Below are 20,173 nucleotides of genomic sequence, written 5' to 3' on the forward strand. Positions count from 1 at the left end.
TTCTGCCTCTATTATCTCTACACCTTTCCTCTTGCATAATGTACTGAGAATATTTGCAATGTCCTGCTTGATCTGACCATACGCAACCTTTCTCCTGAACTTAGGTGCAAATACTATGTGATACTTACACTCCCATCTAGTGTGTGATAAACTATTCATGTCCATTTTGGACTACCTCCTGTGCTTTACTTTGGTTGGCGAACCGTAGTAATTCTAGCACGGGAGGTTTTTTACTGTAAGCTGAAGCAGCTGTTGTCCCCCTGCATAGCAGGGGGTTTTATTAAAGATGCTACACAACAAAAGAGCCCTACGTGGATTTCAGGCATTTTCGCGTAGGGCTCGTCTTTTTAATTGAATTAGTTTTCTCTCTTTTCAGCTTTATATACTTTATACGCATAGGCAAAGCTTGCGACAGCTGCTACGCTTACATATCCCACCGAAATCGCCGTTGCAACGGACGAGTTCTGTACTATAAATGAAGTGATAATCGTAAGAACTCCGGCAACAACAAATGCTACACCACCGAAATGATTACTCTTTCTCCAAGTAGTGTCATTATACATGCTCCAGCTTATCCTAACACCGACCGTCCCGTTGATTCGCGTTTTGGGCATGGCATTTCCCAGCCAAATAAATAGCAGCCCCATCATTATTACTGTCACTTTCCCGATATCAACCACTTGTTTCGTCGCTCCTAAGATAGCCCCTTTATATTCTCCATACAAGATAAATCCCTGCATTACCGCATACATTAAAGCCATTCCAACACCAACATAACTGATTACTTTAGCGTTAGATTTTGCTTCAGCGCATTCTTTTTCATCAGTGTTTTTTAAAGCCTTTTTCTCATAATAACCAATACATATTGCCCAGATAAGAGACATAAACAGAATCATAATCGGAAAGATGAAGTTTTCATTCTTAGAGCCCCACCGTGTAACATTTCCGGCCGCATCATAATGCATCGGAACTCTTTCAGGAATAAACTGAATCGCAACAGCTGTTCCGATTAAAGAAAAAAGAGAAATACTCCACATTAGTTTTTTCATCGCTTTCCACCTCCAAACTGTCCAATCCACAAAATCAGCTCCTCAAATACTGTTGCGTTGATCTCATAATAGATAAAATTTTTCTGCTTATATTCCATGATGAGGTCAGCACTTTTAAGGAGTTTTAGGTGATAAGACAGAGCTGCCGGCGTTATTTCAAGCTTTTCCGCAATCTCTCCGGCATTCATCCTGCCATCCTTTAGCATCACAAGAATATCTCGACGCTGCTTATCGGCAAGCACCTTAAATATATTTGTTTCACCCATAAATATACTCACTCTCACATGCTATTTAAAAATTTTTTTAAATACTATAGCAATAGTATGACCACGCCATCTCTTCGTCAAGAGCTATTTAAAATATTTTTTAAATACCAGCAACAGATCTTCCGTCCGCTCCCAGCATCAATATAACAACGTTCTCGTTACGATAGATTGATAATCGCCATTCCGACTGATACACTTAAAGTGCAAAAGGGAGGCGGTACACATGGATAAAATGAAAACCGGTACTCTAATCAAAGAAGCAAGAATAAAAAAGAACTATACACAAAGTGAGTTAGGCGATTTACTTGGCGTCAGTAACAAAGCTGTTTCGAGATGGGAAAAAGGAGAAAGTTTTCCTGATGTTGGATTGTTGGAAAACCTGGCAACTACTCTTGATCTACGAATTCAAGAAATTGTTACCGGAATCAAAGACGAACACGATGAAGCTGCATTGATTGAGATTGTCAGAGCCGCAAAGCTTCAACAACGCGAGAATAAAAGAAAAAATATCAGGCACTGTTTACAAATCGTGCCCCTTCTTTGTTGCATATTATCCGGATTTTCGGCGCTAGGAAATAACAGCTTTATCTTTGACAGTAAACCTACTTGGGAATATGTACTATTTATGGTAATTACATTTATCACGGTAGTGATCGTCTACTTCTCAAATCAACAATCACATGACAATTTAAATAAGTTTTCCACAATTTCAAAGCTACTTTCAACGCTAACTCTTTTGGGCAGCGTTTTATCAGCGTGGATTATTATGCTAAAGACCGCAAATGGCTCAATCCCTTTCGGAATAGATCCATCATCAATAGGGCCATTTATGAATAACATCTTAGTAATAACGTTCACTGTAAACCTGATATTACTGATCATCCAAATGTATAGATACGAAAAGCATGACGAAGCTGTCCATTGGGGATGGTTTATTTCCATCGCCGCAATTTATCTTACTACGTTATACGGAGATTGTATGCATAACATGAACACTTTCCAAGGTATGATAAAAGATCTTATCATTAGAACCGCGATTGTAACTATTGCTACAGGGATTTCAAAGATATTTATTTCCATAGTGAGAGCATCTAATAATCATTTTTTATAATCGAAACCCGCCTATATTTATGTAACTATTATTTTTTATGTTGACAATTAAGTCTAACTTCTTTAAGATATGAATCAAGAAATGGGTTTTTTACCGTACGTGTCGCTATCGACAGCCAAGCGGGTTGCTCGTTTCTTTTTTTATGTTTATAAGATCATAAAGATACTTCTTACCATTTTGATCGTGTCTAATAATCAGATAAATATGGAAAACATTGTATCTTTCAATTTCACCATTATCTTCATAAACAGGTAATGCAAATCGTGATTCAAAACGATACCAACCTTTAGCTGCATCAATTGCATGCTTCCGTTTCTTATTTTCTGTATAACAGCCATTAAAGGCAATTTCAATCATCTCACCAAGCCCCTGCGCTGCATTAGCTTTTGCTTTGGCATAAGCACCTTTCAAAGAATTGGAATACTCTGAGTGCGCATATTCATCTGGAAGATCTTTGCCAAAATAAACAACGTCGTTTATCTCTGCATTTTTATAAACATCTCCAACATGATCCTTTAAATACTCTTCAACATAATCCCAATCAATTGACCTTTTCCCTTTAAAAATAATGTCATTTATTACAACAATGTTGTTTCCATTTGCATCCTTTATTACAGACACGTTTCTTTCTCTACTACTTTTCCCCATAATTTTCCTTATCTCTCATAATAATTTCAGCCAAAGCTTTTATTGCTTTGTTCTGTTTTTTATCCTTATGGATTAAAACCTGTGAATATATGGGAAAATCTTCTCCCTTCCACGTAAGACGCTTGAGTTTGCCTGTTTTTATTTCATTTTCCGAAGTAATATCCGGTATAAACGCTACGCCTAATCCGTTGATTGCAAATTGTTTCAATATTTCTTTACTGCTTGTTTCCAGAACTATATTCGGAGAAATTTCATGCCTATCAAGATCAGAAATCAACATATGTCTAAAATTACAGTTATGCCCAGTCAATAAAAGCGGAACATTCTTTAGATCTTTTTCTCGAATAGTTTTATCTACAACAGGATTTGTTGGTGATGCGTAAAAGCCCAGACTTTCCCGTTTCTTATGCAGAATTTTAACCCTTTCATCCTCAATTAGCGGGTTTAGAGTATATACCATATCAAGCTCTCCCTTCTGAAGAAGCTCGGGAATATCATCATGTGTAACAAACTGTATCCTAATTTCTGTTCGTGGATTATTCTTGGTATACTCCATCAAAATTCGTGGGAATCTACTTACACAAAGAGACTCAGATACGCCCAATTTCAATACGCCTGCAGGATTTTCTTCATCTGTTACATCAAGACGAATTTCTCTCTCTAACTGAAGCATCTTCTCTGCATATGCTATTAGACGTTCCCCCGACGAAGTGATTGAAATAGTTTTCCCAAGACGCTCAAACAACACACATCCCAGTTCATCCTCCAACTGCTTAATCTGCGTTGTAACAGTAGACTGCGCATACCCCAGGCTACTTGCCGCCGCAGAAAAACTTTTCATTTCTGATATTTTCAAAAAAGTACTTAACTGTGTAATTGTCATACTCAATCTCCATATTAAATAATTTACGAGAATATATACTCCTTGACACATATGATACTTCGTTATAATGTAGCATCATAGAAATGTGGTTTTGTGCCGTACGGTTTAATACCTATGCGGGGTACTACGTTTCTTTTTTTATGTCTATTACATGATTGTTTCAATCTGAATTACTCTTTGTCCTTTTTCATTTATTACTATTAATGCTATACATTTCCAATCATTCAATATATTTGAATTATATAATTATTTATTTCAATTTTACTGATATCAAATCCAATGATATTATACGGTCATATCCAATTAAGCGCAAGGAGGTTTTCTTATGAATGAACTATGTAAAATAATTAAAGATACAGTAAAGCCAAACTTTTTAAATATTCGCACTTCCATACGTACCTATGACAGAGACGCCCTATGCTGCGGAGCTCCTTGCTGGAGATGGGCATATCACGCTCTTCACTCAGCCGACAAATGGTTTATCAATCCATTCGTTTACGAAGAGCCTATCTTCCACGAAAACGGAATGGACAATCCCGAAAATCCGACAAGCGTTATTTTATCCGATGCCCAGCTCCTGTCATATCTTGATCTGATAGAAAAGAAAACCATGAATTATCTGGATTCCCTTACGGATAATATGCTCTATGAAAAACCGGAAAACTGCATCTATACTCGTATGGAACTTGTACTTCGCCAATACAGGCACCTGTCCTTCCATACCGGAATGCTTAATGGACAAACTGCTGTAGCTACTGAAAAATTCCCCATGTGGGTCTCAGAAACAGATCAATTTGTTGACGACGGTATTTTGTTTGGGCGATATCGCAAAAGCAATTTATCTCTATAAATCAATCTCATCCTGCTTCTTTTTAAAAAAAGTTCCACTCAAAAGAATTCTTTTTCTTCTGAGTGGAACTGACTTACATATACACATATCGGAATATCTATGTTTTTTCACAATTTTAATATTGCAATAAGCTCTTCGCCGTCCTTATCTCCGTTTTCTTTGAAGCCACTGTATTCTCTGGCTCATACAAAAGCCAGCAATACTCTGCCTCGCCGCACGGATACGTTCTTATAAACTCTAATGCCAGCTTTACAGCTTCTTTTCCATATCCATTTCCTATTATCGCCGTATAAGCCTCGATAATACTAACATCATTAGATGCCACAAAACTTTTCTGATCTTCCGAAACTTGTAATTTCAAAAGATCCCAAACATTTTTTCCATTCACTTTTTCAAGTCGTATCATATCATGCCTCACTCTTTACACAGCATCCTCTTTAAGAACCTCAATGATATTGTCGTTCTTAATCTTGTTTACACTAAGCGCCATGCTGATTCCAAGAATTCCAAATACCGAAGCCGTAACCGCGCCATACATGACCGGATCCGGATTAAAAATGAACAGATTCGAATTAAACGTGCTATACATAAGATAGCTCAGCAAAAGAGATATCGGAATTCCCAGTATAAGTGCCCTAATTCCGTAAAGAAGTGTTTCTAGTCTTATCATCTTCTTAAATCCGCTATTTTCAAGGCCCACCGACTTATACATGGCAAACTCTTTTCTCCTAAGAAGCATTCCGGTTGAAATCGTATTTACTATATTTGCAATCGCAATAAGCGTAAGGAGAATCGTAAAGCCATACATTGCAGTTTTCAGTATAAGCGTGACCGTATCAAATATCTGTAATGAATCCGCAATATCAGCGCAATAATAGTTGTGATATCCATAATTTTCCAAAATAGAATATATCTTGTCATGGACTTCTTTATGCTTCGAGGTTTCAACCCCCAGATCAACCGTAAGCTTATCTTCGGGAAGCACTTCTTTTGCCTTGTCATAGTACATGGATGCGGGTACAAACACCTCAATGCCATTCTTAGGTGCCAGGTTTAAAATGCGATTGTTTTCGTCATATTTGACTAATCCCGAAATCTCTATGGCCGGAGGATTCCCCATCGCATTATCGTAGTGAAGGACCTGCCCTATTATCCCGTCATTAAATACTTCACTGGACTTTCTCTCGTGAAAAAAATCATTTAACAACACTCCGCGCAATGTATCGCCATAGTAAGCACTTTTATCCAGGCCATTATCTTCAAGTATCCTGTCAAAGTCCTTATCATCCACTATGCATACTGCCATTCCAGCGAGGCTTATATCCGCAAATCCGGGTAAAAGAAATTTTGGATCTGCAATATCTGTATTGGCAAGCTCGGTGGTTGAATCCGGAGCTTTATTAAACCAAAACTGGATCATACTTGCACTGTACACATTATCTACTCCCTCTATCTTGCTAATGTCACTTCGAAGCCTGTCACTCTCCGAAAGCGAACATGATGCCACGATCTGATAAGGGATATCGATTTCAAACTTATTGGCTCTTGCTAAGGAATTGCAAAAAAAGTTTGTTGTCAGGAACAAAATTACTGAAACCGCTAAGGTTGCGGTTATAACTTTACCTTTTACACCGTTCCTTTTTAAGTTTTTGTAAGCCAGCTCGCCTTCATATCCAAAGATTTTTCCTATCAAGGGATTTACGCGAAGGCTCCTTGCTTTAACTTTCACCACATTGTTTTGGCGCAGAGCTTCAATCGGCATAACTTTTGACGCCTTGATTGCCGGAATAAATGATGAAACAAATATTGTGAGTGCCGCAAAAAATACGATGGCAGCTATTACATAGTGATTGCATACTACAGGAATGCCACCGCTCATACCTTCAGCACCGGCCAGTAAATCCGCCTCGAGTATCTTTTTTCCAAGAACCGCCAAAGTCATCTTCGTACCGATATAGCCAAGCAAAAGCCCTAAAGGGATCCCTATTCCACCTAGAACAATTCCCTCGTAGTATATTGAAAATCTCTTTTGCTTAGATGTAGCTCCGACACTTGCCAGCATTCCAAGATAGCGCATTCTCTCTGTGAGGGACATTCCTATGGAATTGAATATTAAGATAATTGATGTAGCTATGACTATTGCAAGGGCAACAGCCATCATGGCAAAAAATGCCTTGTATGAACCGCTACTGTCTTCAAACGCAAAGCAACTAATTAGATACTCTGTATTATATTCACACTTGTCGATTCCATATTCTGCTGTAATGCTGTTAAGTTGCTTAATCGCTGTATGATCGCATTTCTTAAGTAAAATCAGCACTTGAGCTTTTTCAGGAAAATAGTCATCATCCATTCCTCGCAGAATGTCCCAATTACCGGTCGGCCTGTTCCCATGAAGAATTGCTGTTACTGTACAGGTTTCTGTTGACTCAGCCTTAAACTGTTCGTCCGACCTGTAATTACCTGCCAGATAAGCAAAATCTTCAAGCCCGTTATCAATATACCTGTATCCCTGATCAAAGGTAAGAGAATCACCTATCTTAAGATCATCCAGGCCATTATCAATTAGAAACTGCTCTTCAACCGCTATTTCAGAAGAATTTTTAGGGAGCACTCCGTCATAATCCGCTACTACTCCCATGGATAAATAGCCATTATCCACATGATCGATATTTCCAATTCGGAATCTGTCTTCTTTATCATTTAAAAGTCTGACGCCGGTTATTTTTTCTTCTGCATCACAAATTCCTACCGAAGCTATCCTTTTATCTTCTTTCAAAGAAACATACTGCTCATGCGTAATCTCACTAAACCGCGCATGTACATTTCCTTCTGTCTGTATTGCCAGAAGCCCAAAGAACTTAAAGAAAGAAAAAACGCCCAGAACAATAGCACTTATAAGTGCCGTAGATGCTGCAATTCCAAGAATTGTAACGATGGATCTTTTCTTGTTTCCAAGAAGGTGTCTTAATGTCAGGGTTGATATAATATTCATGACACCATCACCCCTTCCTTCTTACTGTCGCGTGTGATCTTACCATCTTCGATCGTGATGACTCTGTCAGCAGAAAGAGCTATTCTCTCATCATGAGTTATGATGATAACAGTCTGATTATTTTCTTTATTGAACTTGCGAAGCAGTGCTATGATTTCCTTACTGTTCTCTGAATCCAGGTTACCTGTAGGCTCATCAGCAAGAAGCAGCGCAGGATGATTCATAAGCGCCCTTCCTATAGACACTCTCTGTTGCTGGCCTCCTGAGAGCTGATTCGGAAGATGAGATAATCTTTCTTTTAATCCAAGCTTTTCAACCAGATCGTTAAGAAGCTTTTTATCAGCCTTTTTTCCATCCAGTAAAATTGGAAGTGTCATATTCTCTTCTACGTTCAGGATAGGAATAAGATTATAAAACTGATAGATAAGACCTATATTTCTTCTGCGAAAGATTGCAAGCTTGGTCTCATCAAGCTTGCCGATATCTGTCCCTGCGATAGTGCAAGTACCCGATGTAGGAACATCCACTCCTCCAAGGATGTGAAGAAGTGTTGATTTTCCTGAACCGGAAGGTCCTACTATTGCCACAAACTCTCCCTGCTCTATATCAAAAGAGACATCTTTAAGAGCGTCAACTCTTGTCTCCCCTGTTCCATATACTTTACAAAGGTTTCTGATTTCCAGAATGTTCATTTTTCTTTTGTCTCCCTTCTCATGCAAAAAACATGTCGAATATCTTATTCATGAGAATAGAATATAGCTTCCATCTTACAATCAAGTGACTATACAATTACAGATTTGTCATTTTAGATAAGTGTTTTGTAAAATCTCAAACAGAACCTCGTTCCCACGCCTTCAGTACTTTCTACAACAATATCTCCGCGCTGTCCCGTAATGATTGTCTTTGCAAGAGCAAGTCCTATGCCAACACTGTCTTTTCCTGCATTTTTCCCTTTATAGAAACGTTCAAAAACATGCGGCAGATCTTCTTCCGCTATTCCGCAGCCCGTATCTTCAACGGATATCTCCTTATAGATGTTTGTGTCGGATGTTTTTATTGAAAGCATGCCGCCGCTCTCCATATGTTCGATGCAGTTTTTCACAATATTCTGAATGGCTTCTATGGTCCAGTTTTTATCGCACTTAACAGACATATTAAAAACGTCGTGTGTATAGCTTATATTCTTAAGCTCCATCTGTATCTCAAAAGGTTTTATGACTTCTCTGATAAGTTCGTCGACTTCTGTTTCTTCAGGCTTCATGATTATTGTTCCGGCATCGATCTTAGATAGCTTTAAAAGAGTCTGGATCAGCCAGTTCATCCTATCCAACTGATTTGATTGTGTCGTAAGAAATTCATCGCGCTTATTCTTATCATCCTCAATTTTGAGCAGATCGTTCATTACTATCATGGACGTAAGCGGAGTTTTTAACTGATGACTTATATCCGCAATGGCATCTGCCAGCGCCACTTTGTCTTTTGCCAAAAGATCTTTCTGGTAGCTGAGCGTAGACGTGGTTTTATAGATGTTCGTTTTAAGAAGCGACAGCTCTCCTTCTTCCTGATCGAGGATTCCCACTGTTTCATCTCCCGCAAGAACTCTTACCAAGTACGAATTGAGTTTGTCTATATCGTTATACCTGCGTTTTGTGAAAAAAATAAATCCGCTCCCCAAAGCAATCCCCAATATCACCAATAAAATAAAAGCGGTTATGCCACATAAAACATATCCGCATAAAGACGCAACAACTGTAAATACAGCTGCTGCACAGATAATATATCTGATTTCTTTATTTTTCAGCATATCAAATGCCTCCCAATCGCTGTACGACTCTCTATATTCATTCTAAGCCCGAAAAAAATTTGTTAGCTTTTTTTATTTCTACAAAAAAACTGATGTAATACACTACCGCACCGATAACATAGGATGCAAGAATTTAGTAGTGCATTTCTTATGTCCATAGAGAAGTTATAAACATTGGCGAAGCATCATCACTTTTCTCAAACCCGCAGTTTTGGTAAAAATGCATTTCTTTGTCATAAGCAATTACAGCAATTCTTAGATAGCTATGATACTTCTCTTTAATCATATCGATCAGTGTTCTGCCAATCTTTTGATTATGGTATTCAGGATTCACCAACAGATAATGCACATATGCATTCATTATTCCATCATCCATAGCACATACCATTCCGACAAGCTTATCCCCGTCATATGCAGAAAAAACAGTGTTAAAATTTTTCATTGCGATACATAATTTCTCCGGATAATGACCTGATGACCAGTTAACTGAAAGAAATAATTCTTCCAATTCATTTTTAGTAAAATCATGTTTATCTGTATATTTGATGTCCAACGTTGCCTCCTAAATCAGTTCCATTTCAGATTCCATCTTAACAAAACCATATTTCTCATATAGAGGTCGCCCCATTTCTGTCGCCTCGCATTCTCATGATTACCTCCTATGCGACATCTGTTTATCCAGATTGTCACAACAAAGATATTGTATACAATGCTATAAGCACGCGTAAATACTAATATAATTATATTCCGGGCATCTCGGCTGTCTGCTATCTTCAGATTTGTCACATGAAATCCATAGTGTTCTTGCACCCACTCCACAATCTCTTTGTACGTCGCCTTAGCCTCTGCACTTGTGAGATCAAGCTCGTCCATATCTACCTTTACGTTGATATGATGCTTAGCCTCATGAAGTTTGGACAATAAACATACAGTTTCGACTGTCGTCCGACTGAGCAACCGAATTTCCATCACAATAGCAACTACTGATTATTACTTATCTGCCTTCGGTTCATATCAATCATTCAAATAATCAGGATCGATTCTGACCATCTCAGCAAGCGCTTTGTTTCTGTAATTCAAGTCGTCACGAAGCGTAAATCCCTGTGATTCCCAAAAAGCATTGCCTTTTTCATTCTTTTTAAATGCTACACTCAGCAAAAATATCTGTAATCTGCTGCCAGATACGCCGTTCGCTGGCTCGGATTGAACGAACACGCTCCAATAACTCGCGGAAGTAATCTTTTCCGAAAGCAGTTTTCCCTTGCTTCAGACGGTCGTCATCCAGAACAAAACCTTTTGTCATGTATTCCTTAAGAACGGTAGTTGCCCAGATGCGAAATTTAGTTGCTTTAATTGAATTTACACGATATCCAACAGAAATAATTGCGTCCAGATTATAGAAAACCGGCGTTCTCTTTACATCTCTGTTTCCTTCTCTTTGAACTATTTCCATTTTGGAAATAGTTGCCTCCTTCACCAATTCACCTTCATCGTATATATTCGAAAGGTGCTTCGATATGTCAGGCACTTTGACACCAAAAAGCTCTGCCATCGCCTTCTGTGTTATCCAGATACTTTCATCTTTAATATATGCATCAACAGAAACATCCCCTTCATCGGAATGATAGAGAACCATTTCCATCTGCTTATCAAAATCTCTCATAAAAGTTTCTCCCCCTTTACCTTCATCAGTTCTTCATATTTCAACTGATAGGCAATAAGCCTCGGAATATACTCCGGAGGAGTTCTTCGCCCCGCCTCCCAGTCTTCCAATGTACGAACAGGGATACCCGTATGCTCTGAAAACTCTTTACGTGACATCCCTGTGCTTTCTCTCAAGTCTCTTATCGATTTGGCTATATCCATATTATCACCTCGCATTGCGTGCTTGTGATCGTAGTATATCACGTAACGCTAGTTATCGCAATGCGTGGATCCTAAAGTTTTAATCGCATATCTGTATACTTCTGAACCTTATCTTCAAACCCCAGTTTTTTATATATAGGATATCCTTCATCCGTTGCTACCAGATCAATGCGGCATATCTGATGCTCTTTGGCATATTCAATCATATTGCTCATAAGGCTCGTACAGATTCCTTTACCACGGTATTCTTCTTCTGTGTATACGCTTAGAACTTCTGAATCCAATCCATTTAGAAAAAATGGATTTGCCGGCTTCTCGATAATCAACAGATAAGCCGCAGCAACAAGCCTGCCCTCTGCTCTTGCTACAAACGCAATCAGCTTTTTCCCAAGTTCTCTCTCAAAATATCCCGGAAGCTGTTTTTCCATACCTTCTCTTTCTTCATCGGTTAATGAGCCAAAATCATCTGTCATATATAGAATTCTAAGCCTTACAAGTTCCGGAATATCGCTTATTGTTGCCGTATCGTATATAATACTTTCCTTATCCATCCACTTCACCGCCTTTCGAGTCTTTAATCCGATAGTAATCCTCCATCTTCACATTCAGTTTCACATAGAAATCTGCTTTTCGGTTGCTCACACGCTCAAGGAGCACACAGCTTTCCACATGCACAGTCCAAGGAAACATATCGCAGGGACGAATTGCTTTTATCTCATACCCGCCGTCTGCAAGAATGCGAAGATCTCTTGCGAGTGTTGCGGAGTCGCAACTTACGTACACAATCCTCTCAGGCTGCATCTTAAGCATTGTTTCAAGGCAGACCAAGTCGCAGCCTTTTCTTGGCGGATCGACTACGATCACATCGGGATGAAGGCTGGAGCCGTCGTCTCCGCCGGATACAGTCTTTCTCTTTTTCTCATAAAACTCAGGAAGGACTTCTTCAGCTTTGCCGCAGTAGAACTCTGCATTAGATATTCCGTTTCGCTCGGCATTTCGCTTTGCATCCTCGATTGCTTCGGGAATAACCTCGATACCGTAGACTCTGCCTGCAGTCTTTGCCATAGACAAAGTAATGGTTCCTATTCCGCAGTATAGATCCCACACAGTTTCTTTTCCCGTAAGCGAAGCATATTCAATCGCCTGCTCATACAATTTCTTTGTCTGCACAGGGTTAACCTGATAAAAAGAAAGCGGCGATATCTCGAATTTAAGTCCGCACAAAGTATCACTTATTGTATCTTTTCCCCAGATAGTATGAACTTCAAGCCCCATGATAACATTGGTCTTCTCCGTATTGATACTGACTGAGATACTGCTCATGCCCTTAACTTTAGAAAGCTTCTCGACAAGCGCCTTTTGTCCGCCGATATACTCAACCTGCGCACCACCTGCCCCTGCCTTCGCTTTCTTCGAAGCGCCTGAAGCCGCGCGATAATTGATAACAAGACACACCATTATCTCGCCGCTTGCAAAGCCTTTTCTGATAAGCACATGGCGAACAAGCCCTTTTCCCGACACTTCATCATATGGGCGCACATGATTATCGATCATATGAGACCTTACAATCTCCATGATCTCTTCATTTTCTTTTACACCTATACAGCAGGATGTCATAGGAATGATATTGTGCGATCTACCGGCATAAAAGCCTGTAACAACCTTGCCCTCTTTGTCACAACCGACAGGAAACTGCGCTTTATTTCTGTATTCCCAAGGCTCATCCATTCCGATGATAGGCTTCATCACACTATCAACAAACTCCGCGTCAAATCCGCCGAGTCTTACGATATTGTTTCTTACCTTGTTCTGCTTGAATTCAAGCTGTCTCTCATAAGACATGCTCTGAATCTGACATCCGCCGCACTGCCTCGCCACGGGACACTTCGGCGTTATACGATGCTCCGAAGGCTCAAGAACCTCTTCAAGATGCGCATAAGCATAGTTCTTCTTCGCCTTCATTATCTTCGCTTTAACTTTATCTCCGATAACTGCGTCCTTAATAAAAAGGGTATAGCCATTTATTTTGCCTATGCCCTCTCCATCATTCCCAATATCGGTTATATCGACTGTCAGGATATCATCCTTCTTGTAACCCGCAGTCGCAATTTCCTTTTTACCACTCATATATCCCACCTGATGTTACTTCCAGTGAAGCCTGTGAAGTTCGCCTTCTTTCTCAAGCCCCTCAAAATCATTCTGTCTCAGCGCCTCGTACAAAACAATCGCCACAGAATTGGACAGATTCAAAGATCTGATATCATTTCCCATAGGAATCCTGATACAGTTCTCCTCGTTCTCCACAAGAATCTCCTCAGGAATTCCGGCGCTCTCTTTTCCAAACATGATGAAATCATCCATGCCAAAAGAGACCTCGGTATAAGAGCGCTTTGCCTTTGTGGTAGCCATCCAGATCTTTGCCCTGGGGTGCTTTTCCTTGAAATCATTAAAGTCCATGTACCTTGTAACGTCGAGTCTTTCCCAGTAGTCCATTCCCGCGCGCTTTAGCTCTTTTTCATTGAGCCTGAATCCAAGCGGCTCTATAAGATGCAGCGAAGTTCCCGTAGCAACACATGTCCTTCCGATATTTCCTGTATTCTGCGGTATCTCCGGCTGATGTAAAACTATATGCATATCTTTCTATTACTCCTCGTCATCCGCATCCATGGATTTTGCCTTCGGAAGGGAAAAGATAAATTCCGTTCCGACGCCCTCTGTACTGATGACATTTATATTTTCTTCGTGTGCTTTGATTATCTCTTTTACAATGGCAAGGCCAAGGCCCGTGCCCTTCTTATCCTTACCTCTCGAAAGATCCGATTTGTAGAATCTGTCGAAAATAAGCTTCTGATCGTCCTTCGGGATTCCTATTCCGCTGTCTTTTACGGAAACAAATACCTTGCTGTGCTTCTCTGTAGTCTCGATCTTAATCGCAGAATTCTTATTGCTGAACTTGATCGCGTTATCAACAAGATTGTAAAGAACCTGCTGTATCTTGCTCATATCCGCACTTACAAGCATCTTGTCATCTGTGAGCACCAGATTGATCGCGATATTCTTGTTAAGGCATGTTCCTTCGAAAGACTCCGCAACCGTCCTGATAATGCTGTTTATGTCAAAATCGCTCTTATCAAGAAGCATCCCCGTTGTATTCAGATTGTTAAGAGTAAGCATCTCGTTTGTGAGCTTGGTAAGTCTGTCCGTTTCGTTGATAACTATTCCCAGATATCTGTCATGCATCTCAGGCGGTATCGTTCCGTCCTGCATTGCAACAAGATACCCTTTTATGGACGTAAGCGGCGATCTGAAATCATGCGAAACATTGGCGATGAATTTCCTCTGATCGTCCTCCTGCCTTGCTATCTCACCCGCCATATATGAAAGCGAAGCCGCAAGATATCCCATCTCATCCTCTGACTCAACAGAGAACTCGTAGCTCATATTTCCCACCGCGTACTGCTCGGTCGCGGTCGTGATCTTCCTAAGCGGCATATACACAAGCTCAGTGAAGAAGATAAGGATTATCAGGGACAAAAGAAATAACACAAGCAGCATCAGATACGAAATATCAAGAAACGCATTCGCCGACGCCTTTATTTCCGACAAAGGTTCATGAATAACAACATATGCCTGAACCTTCCAGTTAGCCGTTATAGGAGCAAAAACGCTTAAGTTTTCCTCGCTTAACTGTCCCCAGAAATCTCCTATCGTGTAATAAGAATTTCCGATAACCGTCGGATCAAAGTCCTTTATCGCAATTTCCTCGTTCTGCTTAAAAACCCTTGAAGAATCAAGCACAAGTCTTCCCGAAGGGTTAACTATCCAGATTACAGATTTATCCATGTACATGGACAAAGACACCAGCTGCTGATGAACCGTCTCAAGCGAAGCCATATTTGTATAAAGATCCGCCGCGTATGTATTTGCTATCTGCGTTGCGACGCGGTACATGTTGTCGGCCTTATCACGCCTCAAACGCTCAAAAGTCATGCTGTACACAAATGTCGCCACAACAATAAATCCGAAAATACCAAACAGCAAATATGCTAAAAGAAACTTTAAATAAAGTGTCCGTTTCATTTACTGTTGCACCTCAAATTTGTAACCGATTCCCCAGATCGTTGCTATTCTCCAGTTATCATGGTCATTGATCTTCTCTCTGAGTCTTTTGATATGCACATCAACCGTTCTTGTGTCACCGACGTACTCATATCCCCAGATCTGATCAAGAAGCTGCTCTCTTGTAAAAACATGGTTCGGCGAAGCGGCAAGGAAATACAAAAGTTCCATTTCCTTCGGCGGCATATCGACTCTTTCTCCCATGTATGTCACAGAATAATTGGTCATATTGATCTCAAGGTTAGGATATCTCACAACCTTGTCGTCCGACTCTGTGGTCTCCTGCGTCTGCGGTTTGTATCTTCTAAGAACCGCCTTAACTCTTGCGACAAGTTCTTTTGAATCAAACGGCTTTTCCATATAGTCGTCCGCACCCATCTCAAGTCCCAGAACCTTATCAAAAACCTCTCCTTTTGCGGAAAGCATGATTATCGGAACCTGCGAAGTTGCCCTGAGCTCTCTGCACACCTGATATCCGTCTATTCCCGGAAGCATCAGGTCAAGAAGCACCAGATTGGGCTTGAAACTGTCAAAAGCATTTATCGCAGACTCACCGTCGTTACATATTCTTGTTTCAAAACACTCTTTTACAAGATATAACGAAATGAGCTCCGCAATATTATTATCATCATCTACTATCAGAATTTTCTGTTTACTAACCATATCCTATTATTTCCCTCACTTTATAAACGTCACTATGGTAACTCCTGCATCTCCCTCGCCGAATTCTCCCAATTTAAAAGATTTAACATACGGAACCGACTTAAGATGAGCATGAACTGCCTGTCTTAAAATTCCCGCACCTTTTCCGTGCACGACTCTCACATTGTTAAGATGTGACATATATGCATCGTCCAAATATTTATCAAGAGCGGCGATCGCATCATCACTGTTCTTGCCGATAAGATTCACCTCTGTTTTTATGCTTGCTGCGCGCGAAAGATCCATCTTACCGCTTCCCGAAGATCTTCCGTAAAATTTCTTCATTGCAGCCTTTCCATCATCCTCTTTTATGAGAACAAGATCTCTGATGTTTGCCTTAGTACGCATAATTCCACACTGCACATAGAGATTTCCGTCCTTATCAGGCTTTGAGCTTATTGTGCCTTTAAGCCCCATGGATACTATCTTTACGGATTCACCGAGCTTAAGTTGTGATTCTTTCAGGATAGGATGTGTCTCTTTTGCCTTCTCTTTTTTTGCAGATATCACTTTATTCTTGTCAGAAATCTTCTGACCTACACCGGTTCTGGCTCTCTCAAGATCCTGCATTGACGCTCCGGGACCGGCTTTTCTAAATACTCTTATAGTCTCATCCGCAACATTCTTGGCTTCCTGCAGAATATCCCTTGCCTGCTCGTTAGCTTCCCTGATAATGTCATCGCGCTGCTTATCAAGCTTGTCAGATTTCTCTTCAAGGCGCTTCTTGAGCTCTTCAACCTCTTTTTTGTATTCTGCGATCTCAAGCCTCTCGGACTCGATCGTCTTTCTGCTCATTTCAAGATCCGCAAGAAGATCCTCAAACTTTTTATCCTCAGTGCTTATCTGCTCTTTTGCCGCATCGATAATTTCTTCCGAAAGACCAAGCTTAGAAGAGATTGCAAAAGCGTTACTCTTTCCGGGAATACCGATAAGAAGCCTGTATGTGGGCTTAAGTGACTCCACATCAAACTCGCAGCTTGCATTCTGCACGCCCTCAGTATTGAGCGCATAAACTTTAAGCTCACTATAGTGCGTCGTTGCAAGCGTCCTGATATTTCTCTTATGAAGATCGTTAAGTATCGAAATGGCAAGAGCCGCTCCCTCAGTGGGATCCGTTCCCGCACCAAGCTCATCAAAAAGACACAGCGAATTCTCGTCTGCATTTTTGAGGATCGAAACTGTATTTGTCATATGTGATGAGAACGTTGAAAGAGACTGCTCAATACTCTGCTCGTCTCCAATATCCGCATACACTTCATCGAACACCGAAAGCTCAGACCTGTCACCTGCCGGTATCGCAAGTCCCGCCTGTCCCATTATGGTCAAAAGACCTACTGTCTTAAGCGTTACAGTCTTACCACCGGTATTGGGGCCCGTAATTATGAGCATTCCAAAGTCTTTTCCGGCATAAACATCTATCGGAACAACCTTGTTCTTGTCGATAAGAGGATGTCTGCCCTTCCTGATATCAAAATAGTGACGGTCGTTGAACACAGGCGGAATCGCATTGATCTCAAGCGCATAAGATGCCTTGGCAAAAACAAAATCAAGATCCGTCATTATCTCAGAGTTATATCTGATATCATTTACATGCTCCGAAACTTTTACGCTAAGCTCAGCAAGAATCTTATCAATCTCAGCACTTTCATGAAGCATAAGCTCTTTTAACTTGTTGTTGAGCTCAACCACTGCCGCAGGCTCGATAAAAAGAGTCGATCCCGAAGACGACTGGTCGTGAACAAGTCCGTTTATCTGTGACTTATACTCCGCCTTAACAGGAATACAATATCTGTCTCCACGCATGGTAACGACCGCATCCTGAAGATATGTCCTCATGGATCCGTTAATCATCCTGCCGAGCTGCTCATGTATCCTGTCGTTGGTAAGCATAATATCGCGTCTGATATGCTTGAGCGCAGGGCTCGCATCGGAACTTATCTCATCTTCCGAAACAATGCACCTTCTGATTTCCTGCGCAACAAAAGTAAGCGGCTCCAAAAGTTCAAAGCTCTCTGAAAGAGAATCTCTTGATTCGCCGTCTCTCTGCGGTCTTCCGTATGACTTTACCCTGTTTACGTTATCCAAAAAAGCCGCTACCTTGAGAAGATTGGCCGCGTCCAAAGAGCTTCCGATCTTGAGTGCCTTGAGAACACCTGTAAAATCCTTGTTATCTCCAAAAGAAACCGAACCTTTTTTGAATATCCTGTCGATTCCGTCTTTTGTCTTCTGTAGATTTTTTCTGATCTCTTTTATATCAGACGACGGCTCAAGCTCCCTGCAAAGCTTCTTTCCGGGTTCTGAGCTTGCATGTTCCGTAAGTTTCTCTGTTATTTTATCGTACTCGAGTACATGAAGTGCTTTCTGATTCATCCTATAGTCCTTAATACCACATCTTTTACACAATTATCCAAATTACAGTTTATCATTTATAAGACCCTGTGGCTAGTGTCCTTAGTGCCCTACTAGTATTCAGCCGTAAAAGCGGATATAATTGGAGAGTAAAACGGAGGAAATGATATGCCTTTTAATGATCAGGACGAAAACAAAAAAGATACCTCGTTTATAAGCGAAAAGATAAAACAGCGCCCCATAAACAGAAAGAAACTTATACAAAGAACGATAATAACTGCTTCAATGGCAGTCGTATTCGGACTTGTTTCGTGTCTTACATTTCTTCTGCTACAGCCTCTTTTGAGTGACAAACTATATCCCGAAAGCCAGCCCGAGCCGATCACGCTCCCGGAAGAATCCGCCAGTGACGAGCTGACTCCCGAGGAAATGTTTGCAGACGATAATGAAATTGCTGAAAATGAGGCTCAGATCAATGAAGAAAATCAGAAAAACCAGCTGGAAGAGGCTATTGCTTCTTACGCTTTAAACGGATCTGACTTTGCAAAAATAATGACGTCTTCTCTTAAAGGCGTAGCAGATGAAGCATCCAGAAGCATTGTAAGAGTAACCGGCGTTTCCAACAACACCGACTGGTTCAGCGACTCTTTTGAGAACAACGGTGCATCGGGAGTTATCGTTGCGGACAACGGAACGGCTCTTTTTATCCTTGTTCCGTCATCTGCAGTAAAAAATGCCAAGAACATCAGAGTAACATTTAGTGATGAATCCATGGCTGATGCTGAGATGTGCCTAACCGACAACGTAACAAAACTGTGCGTTATCAGCGTCAAACTCTCATCCATGCAAGAATCCACCAAGGAAACGATAAAAACTGCAGATTTTGCAAATACCAATTTCACCAATCTGACTGCAGTCCCTGTTATTGCGATTGGAAGCCCCACAGGTATTCAAAGATCTGTTTCTATCGGACTGATAACTTCTGATAAGTCTCCACTTTATCTGGCAGACTCAAATTATAAGATAATTACAACCGATATGCCCGGAAACAGCGACAGCACAGGCGCCATTATTGATTTAAACGGTAAGCTTCTCGGTATCATCGATATGACTCACAACAGTGAAGAGAACAAGAAAAATCGCAAAGTTTTGGAAAATCACATATCTGCGATAGCAATAACCGAGTTGAGAAACCTCATAGAGGACCTTTCCAACAAGAAACCTCGCGCTTATTTCGGAGTCTATGGCAAAAATATTCCTGCTGCAATACGTGATGAAATGAACATGCCGCAGGGAGCCTATGTTACTTCCACGGAAGAATCTTCACCTGCAAGAAAAGCTCTGATCCAGAGCGGCGACATCATAACAAAGCTCAACAACGAAGACATTATCTCTTTTGACGCTTTTGTGAAAAAGCTTGCTGATTGCGCCCCGGATGATATAATATCAGTTACTGTAATGAGACAATCAACCAAAGGTTATACAGAGATTAAAACGCAGGTTACGCTTGAAAGCGCAACTCACGATTAAT

At 40.6% G+C, this 20,173-nt stretch carries 22 protein-coding genes and 1 pseudogene; 3 read left to right on the top strand and 20 right to left on the bottom strand.

From position 1 onward, the window contains the following. The 3 genes from DL92_RS18490 to DL92_RS0106730 all read right to left on the bottom strand — a co-directional run. Positions 1-165 (bottom strand): IS200/IS605 family transposase (locus DL92_RS18490; protein ID WP_034468629.1); only part of this gene is annotated, 165 nt, incomplete at its 3' end. A 191-nt stretch (positions 166-356) separates the two neighbouring features. Then, a complete protein-coding gene (locus DL92_RS0106725; protein WP_026667259.1) occupies positions 357-1,049 on the bottom strand; it encodes an SdpI family protein in 693 nt (230 codons plus the stop codon). Continuing rightward, positions 1,046-1,315 (bottom strand): autorepressor SdpR family transcription factor, encoded by a 270-nt coding sequence (locus DL92_RS0106730; protein WP_026656397.1) that lies wholly within the window; start codon positions 1,313-1,315, stop codon positions 1,046-1,048. Before DL92_RS0106730 ends, DL92_RS0106725 begins: the two co-directional genes overlap by 4 nt. A gap of 223 nt (positions 1,316-1,538) precedes the next feature. On the opposite strand from DL92_RS0106730, the gene DL92_RS20155 reads away from it, so the two are divergent. Continuing rightward, positions 1,539-2,426, top strand: a complete 888-nt coding sequence (locus tag DL92_RS20155) for a helix-turn-helix domain-containing protein (RefSeq protein ID WP_051625248.1) — start codon at positions 1,539-1,541, stop codon at positions 2,424-2,426. A gap of 105 nt (positions 2,427-2,531) precedes the next feature. Here the strand turns inward: DL92_RS20155 and DL92_RS0106740 are convergent, their stop codons facing one another. Further along, a complete protein-coding gene (locus tag DL92_RS0106740) occupies positions 2,532-3,074 on the bottom strand; it encodes a hypothetical protein (protein ID WP_034462134.1) in 543 nt (180 codons plus the stop codon). Continuing rightward, positions 3,061-3,957 (bottom strand): LysR family transcriptional regulator, encoded by an 897-nt coding sequence (locus DL92_RS0106745; RefSeq protein ID WP_026667260.1) that lies wholly within the window; start codon positions 3,955-3,957, stop codon positions 3,061-3,063. The genes DL92_RS0106740 and DL92_RS0106745 overlap by 14 nt, the downstream gene beginning before the upstream one ends. A 325-nt stretch (positions 3,958-4,282) precedes the next feature. On the opposite strand from DL92_RS0106745, the gene DL92_RS0106750 reads away from it, so the two are divergent. Next, positions 4,283-4,807, top strand: coding sequence for a hypothetical protein (locus DL92_RS0106750; RefSeq protein ID WP_026667261.1), 525 nt, complete (start codon positions 4,283-4,285; stop codon positions 4,805-4,807). A 115-nt stretch (positions 4,808-4,922) separates the two neighbouring features. Here DL92_RS0106750 and DL92_RS18500 read toward each other — a convergent pair whose 3' ends face one another. The 15 genes and pseudogenes from DL92_RS18500 to DL92_RS0106820 form a co-directional block, all read right to left on the bottom strand. Continuing rightward, positions 4,923-5,213, bottom strand: coding sequence for a hypothetical protein (locus DL92_RS18500; protein WP_051625249.1), 291 nt, complete (start codon positions 5,211-5,213; stop codon positions 4,923-4,925). 15 nt (positions 5,214-5,228) lie between these two features. Continuing rightward, positions 5,229-7,802: an ABC transporter permease gene (locus tag DL92_RS0106760; protein ID WP_026667262.1), complete on the bottom strand. Its 2,574-nt coding sequence runs from the start codon at positions 7,800-7,802 to the stop codon at positions 5,229-5,231. Beyond that, positions 7,799-8,494, bottom strand: a complete 696-nt coding sequence (locus DL92_RS0106765; RefSeq protein ID WP_026656391.1) for an ABC transporter ATP-binding protein — start codon at positions 8,492-8,494, stop codon at positions 7,799-7,801. Before DL92_RS0106765 ends, DL92_RS0106760 begins: the two co-directional genes overlap by 4 nt. 113 nt (positions 8,495-8,607) lie before the next feature. After that, positions 8,608-9,606, bottom strand: coding sequence for a sensor histidine kinase (locus DL92_RS0106770; RefSeq protein WP_026667263.1), 999 nt, complete (start codon positions 9,604-9,606; stop codon positions 8,608-8,610). A 148-nt stretch (positions 9,607-9,754) separates the two neighbouring features. Then, entirely contained in the window at positions 9,755-10,159 is a 405-nt protein-coding gene (locus tag DL92_RS0106775) for a GNAT family N-acetyltransferase (protein WP_026656389.1), read from the bottom strand. Between the two features lie 9 nt (positions 10,160-10,168). Further along, positions 10,169-10,246, bottom strand: a pseudogene (locus tag DL92_RS21785) (GNAT family N-acetyltransferase); the annotation flags it as partial. Positions 10,247-10,620: 374 nt separating this feature from the next. After that, positions 10,621-10,764, bottom strand: coding sequence for an acetyltransferase (locus DL92_RS20680; protein ID WP_081811920.1), 144 nt, complete (start codon positions 10,762-10,764; stop codon positions 10,621-10,623). Then, positions 10,745-11,269 (bottom strand): virulence RhuM family protein, encoded by a 525-nt coding sequence (locus tag DL92_RS18510; protein ID WP_081816845.1) that lies wholly within the window; start codon positions 11,267-11,269, stop codon positions 10,745-10,747. Before DL92_RS18510 ends, DL92_RS20680 begins: the two co-directional genes overlap by 20 nt. Continuing rightward, positions 11,266-11,472, bottom strand: a complete 207-nt coding sequence (locus tag DL92_RS0106790) for a helix-turn-helix domain-containing protein (RefSeq protein WP_026667264.1) — start codon at positions 11,470-11,472, stop codon at positions 11,266-11,268. Before DL92_RS0106790 ends, DL92_RS18510 begins: the two co-directional genes overlap by 4 nt. A 71-nt stretch (positions 11,473-11,543) precedes the next feature. Next, on the bottom strand, positions 11,544-12,023 hold the full coding sequence (locus DL92_RS0106795; RefSeq protein ID WP_026667265.1) for a GNAT family N-acetyltransferase: 480 nt from the start codon (positions 12,021-12,023) through the stop codon (positions 11,544-11,546). Next, complete coding sequence (rlmD, locus tag DL92_RS18515) at positions 12,016-13,599, bottom strand: 23S rRNA (uracil(1939)-C(5))-methyltransferase RlmD (RefSeq protein WP_081816846.1); 1,584 nt, start codon at positions 13,597-13,599, stop codon at positions 12,016-12,018. The genes DL92_RS0106795 and rlmD overlap by 8 nt, the downstream gene beginning before the upstream one ends. Before the next feature lie 15 nt (positions 13,600-13,614). After that, positions 13,615-14,106 (bottom strand): tRNA (uridine(34)/cytosine(34)/5-carboxymethylaminomethyluridine(34)-2'-O)-methyltransferase TrmL, encoded by a 492-nt coding sequence (trmL, locus tag DL92_RS0106805; RefSeq protein ID WP_026667266.1) that lies wholly within the window; start codon positions 14,104-14,106, stop codon positions 13,615-13,617. A gap of 9 nt (positions 14,107-14,115) precedes the next feature. Then, positions 14,116-15,552: a sensor histidine kinase gene (locus DL92_RS0106810; protein ID WP_026656385.1), complete on the bottom strand. Its 1,437-nt coding sequence runs from the start codon at positions 15,550-15,552 to the stop codon at positions 14,116-14,118. Continuing rightward, positions 15,553-16,254: a response regulator transcription factor gene (locus tag DL92_RS0106815; protein ID WP_026656384.1), complete on the bottom strand. Its 702-nt coding sequence runs from the start codon at positions 16,252-16,254 to the stop codon at positions 15,553-15,555. A gap of 15 nt (positions 16,255-16,269) precedes the next feature. Further along, the gene (locus DL92_RS0106820; RefSeq protein WP_026667267.1) at positions 16,270-18,663 is read right to left on the bottom strand and encodes an endonuclease MutS2; all 2,394 of its coding nucleotides are present in this window, start codon (positions 18,661-18,663) and stop codon (positions 16,270-16,272) included. Positions 18,664-18,810: 147 nt separating this feature from the next. Between DL92_RS0106820 and DL92_RS18520 the strand changes: the two genes are divergently transcribed. Further along, positions 18,811-20,172, top strand: coding sequence for a S1C family serine protease (locus tag DL92_RS18520; protein WP_051199098.1), 1,362 nt, complete (start codon positions 18,811-18,813; stop codon positions 20,170-20,172). Position 20,173 lies beyond the last annotated feature (1 nt).

The sequence above is a fragment of the Butyrivibrio sp. AE2005 genome (assembly GCF_000686965.1).
GTDB classification, from domain to species: Bacteria; Bacillota; Clostridia; order Lachnospirales; family Lachnospiraceae; genus Butyrivibrio; species Butyrivibrio hungatei_A.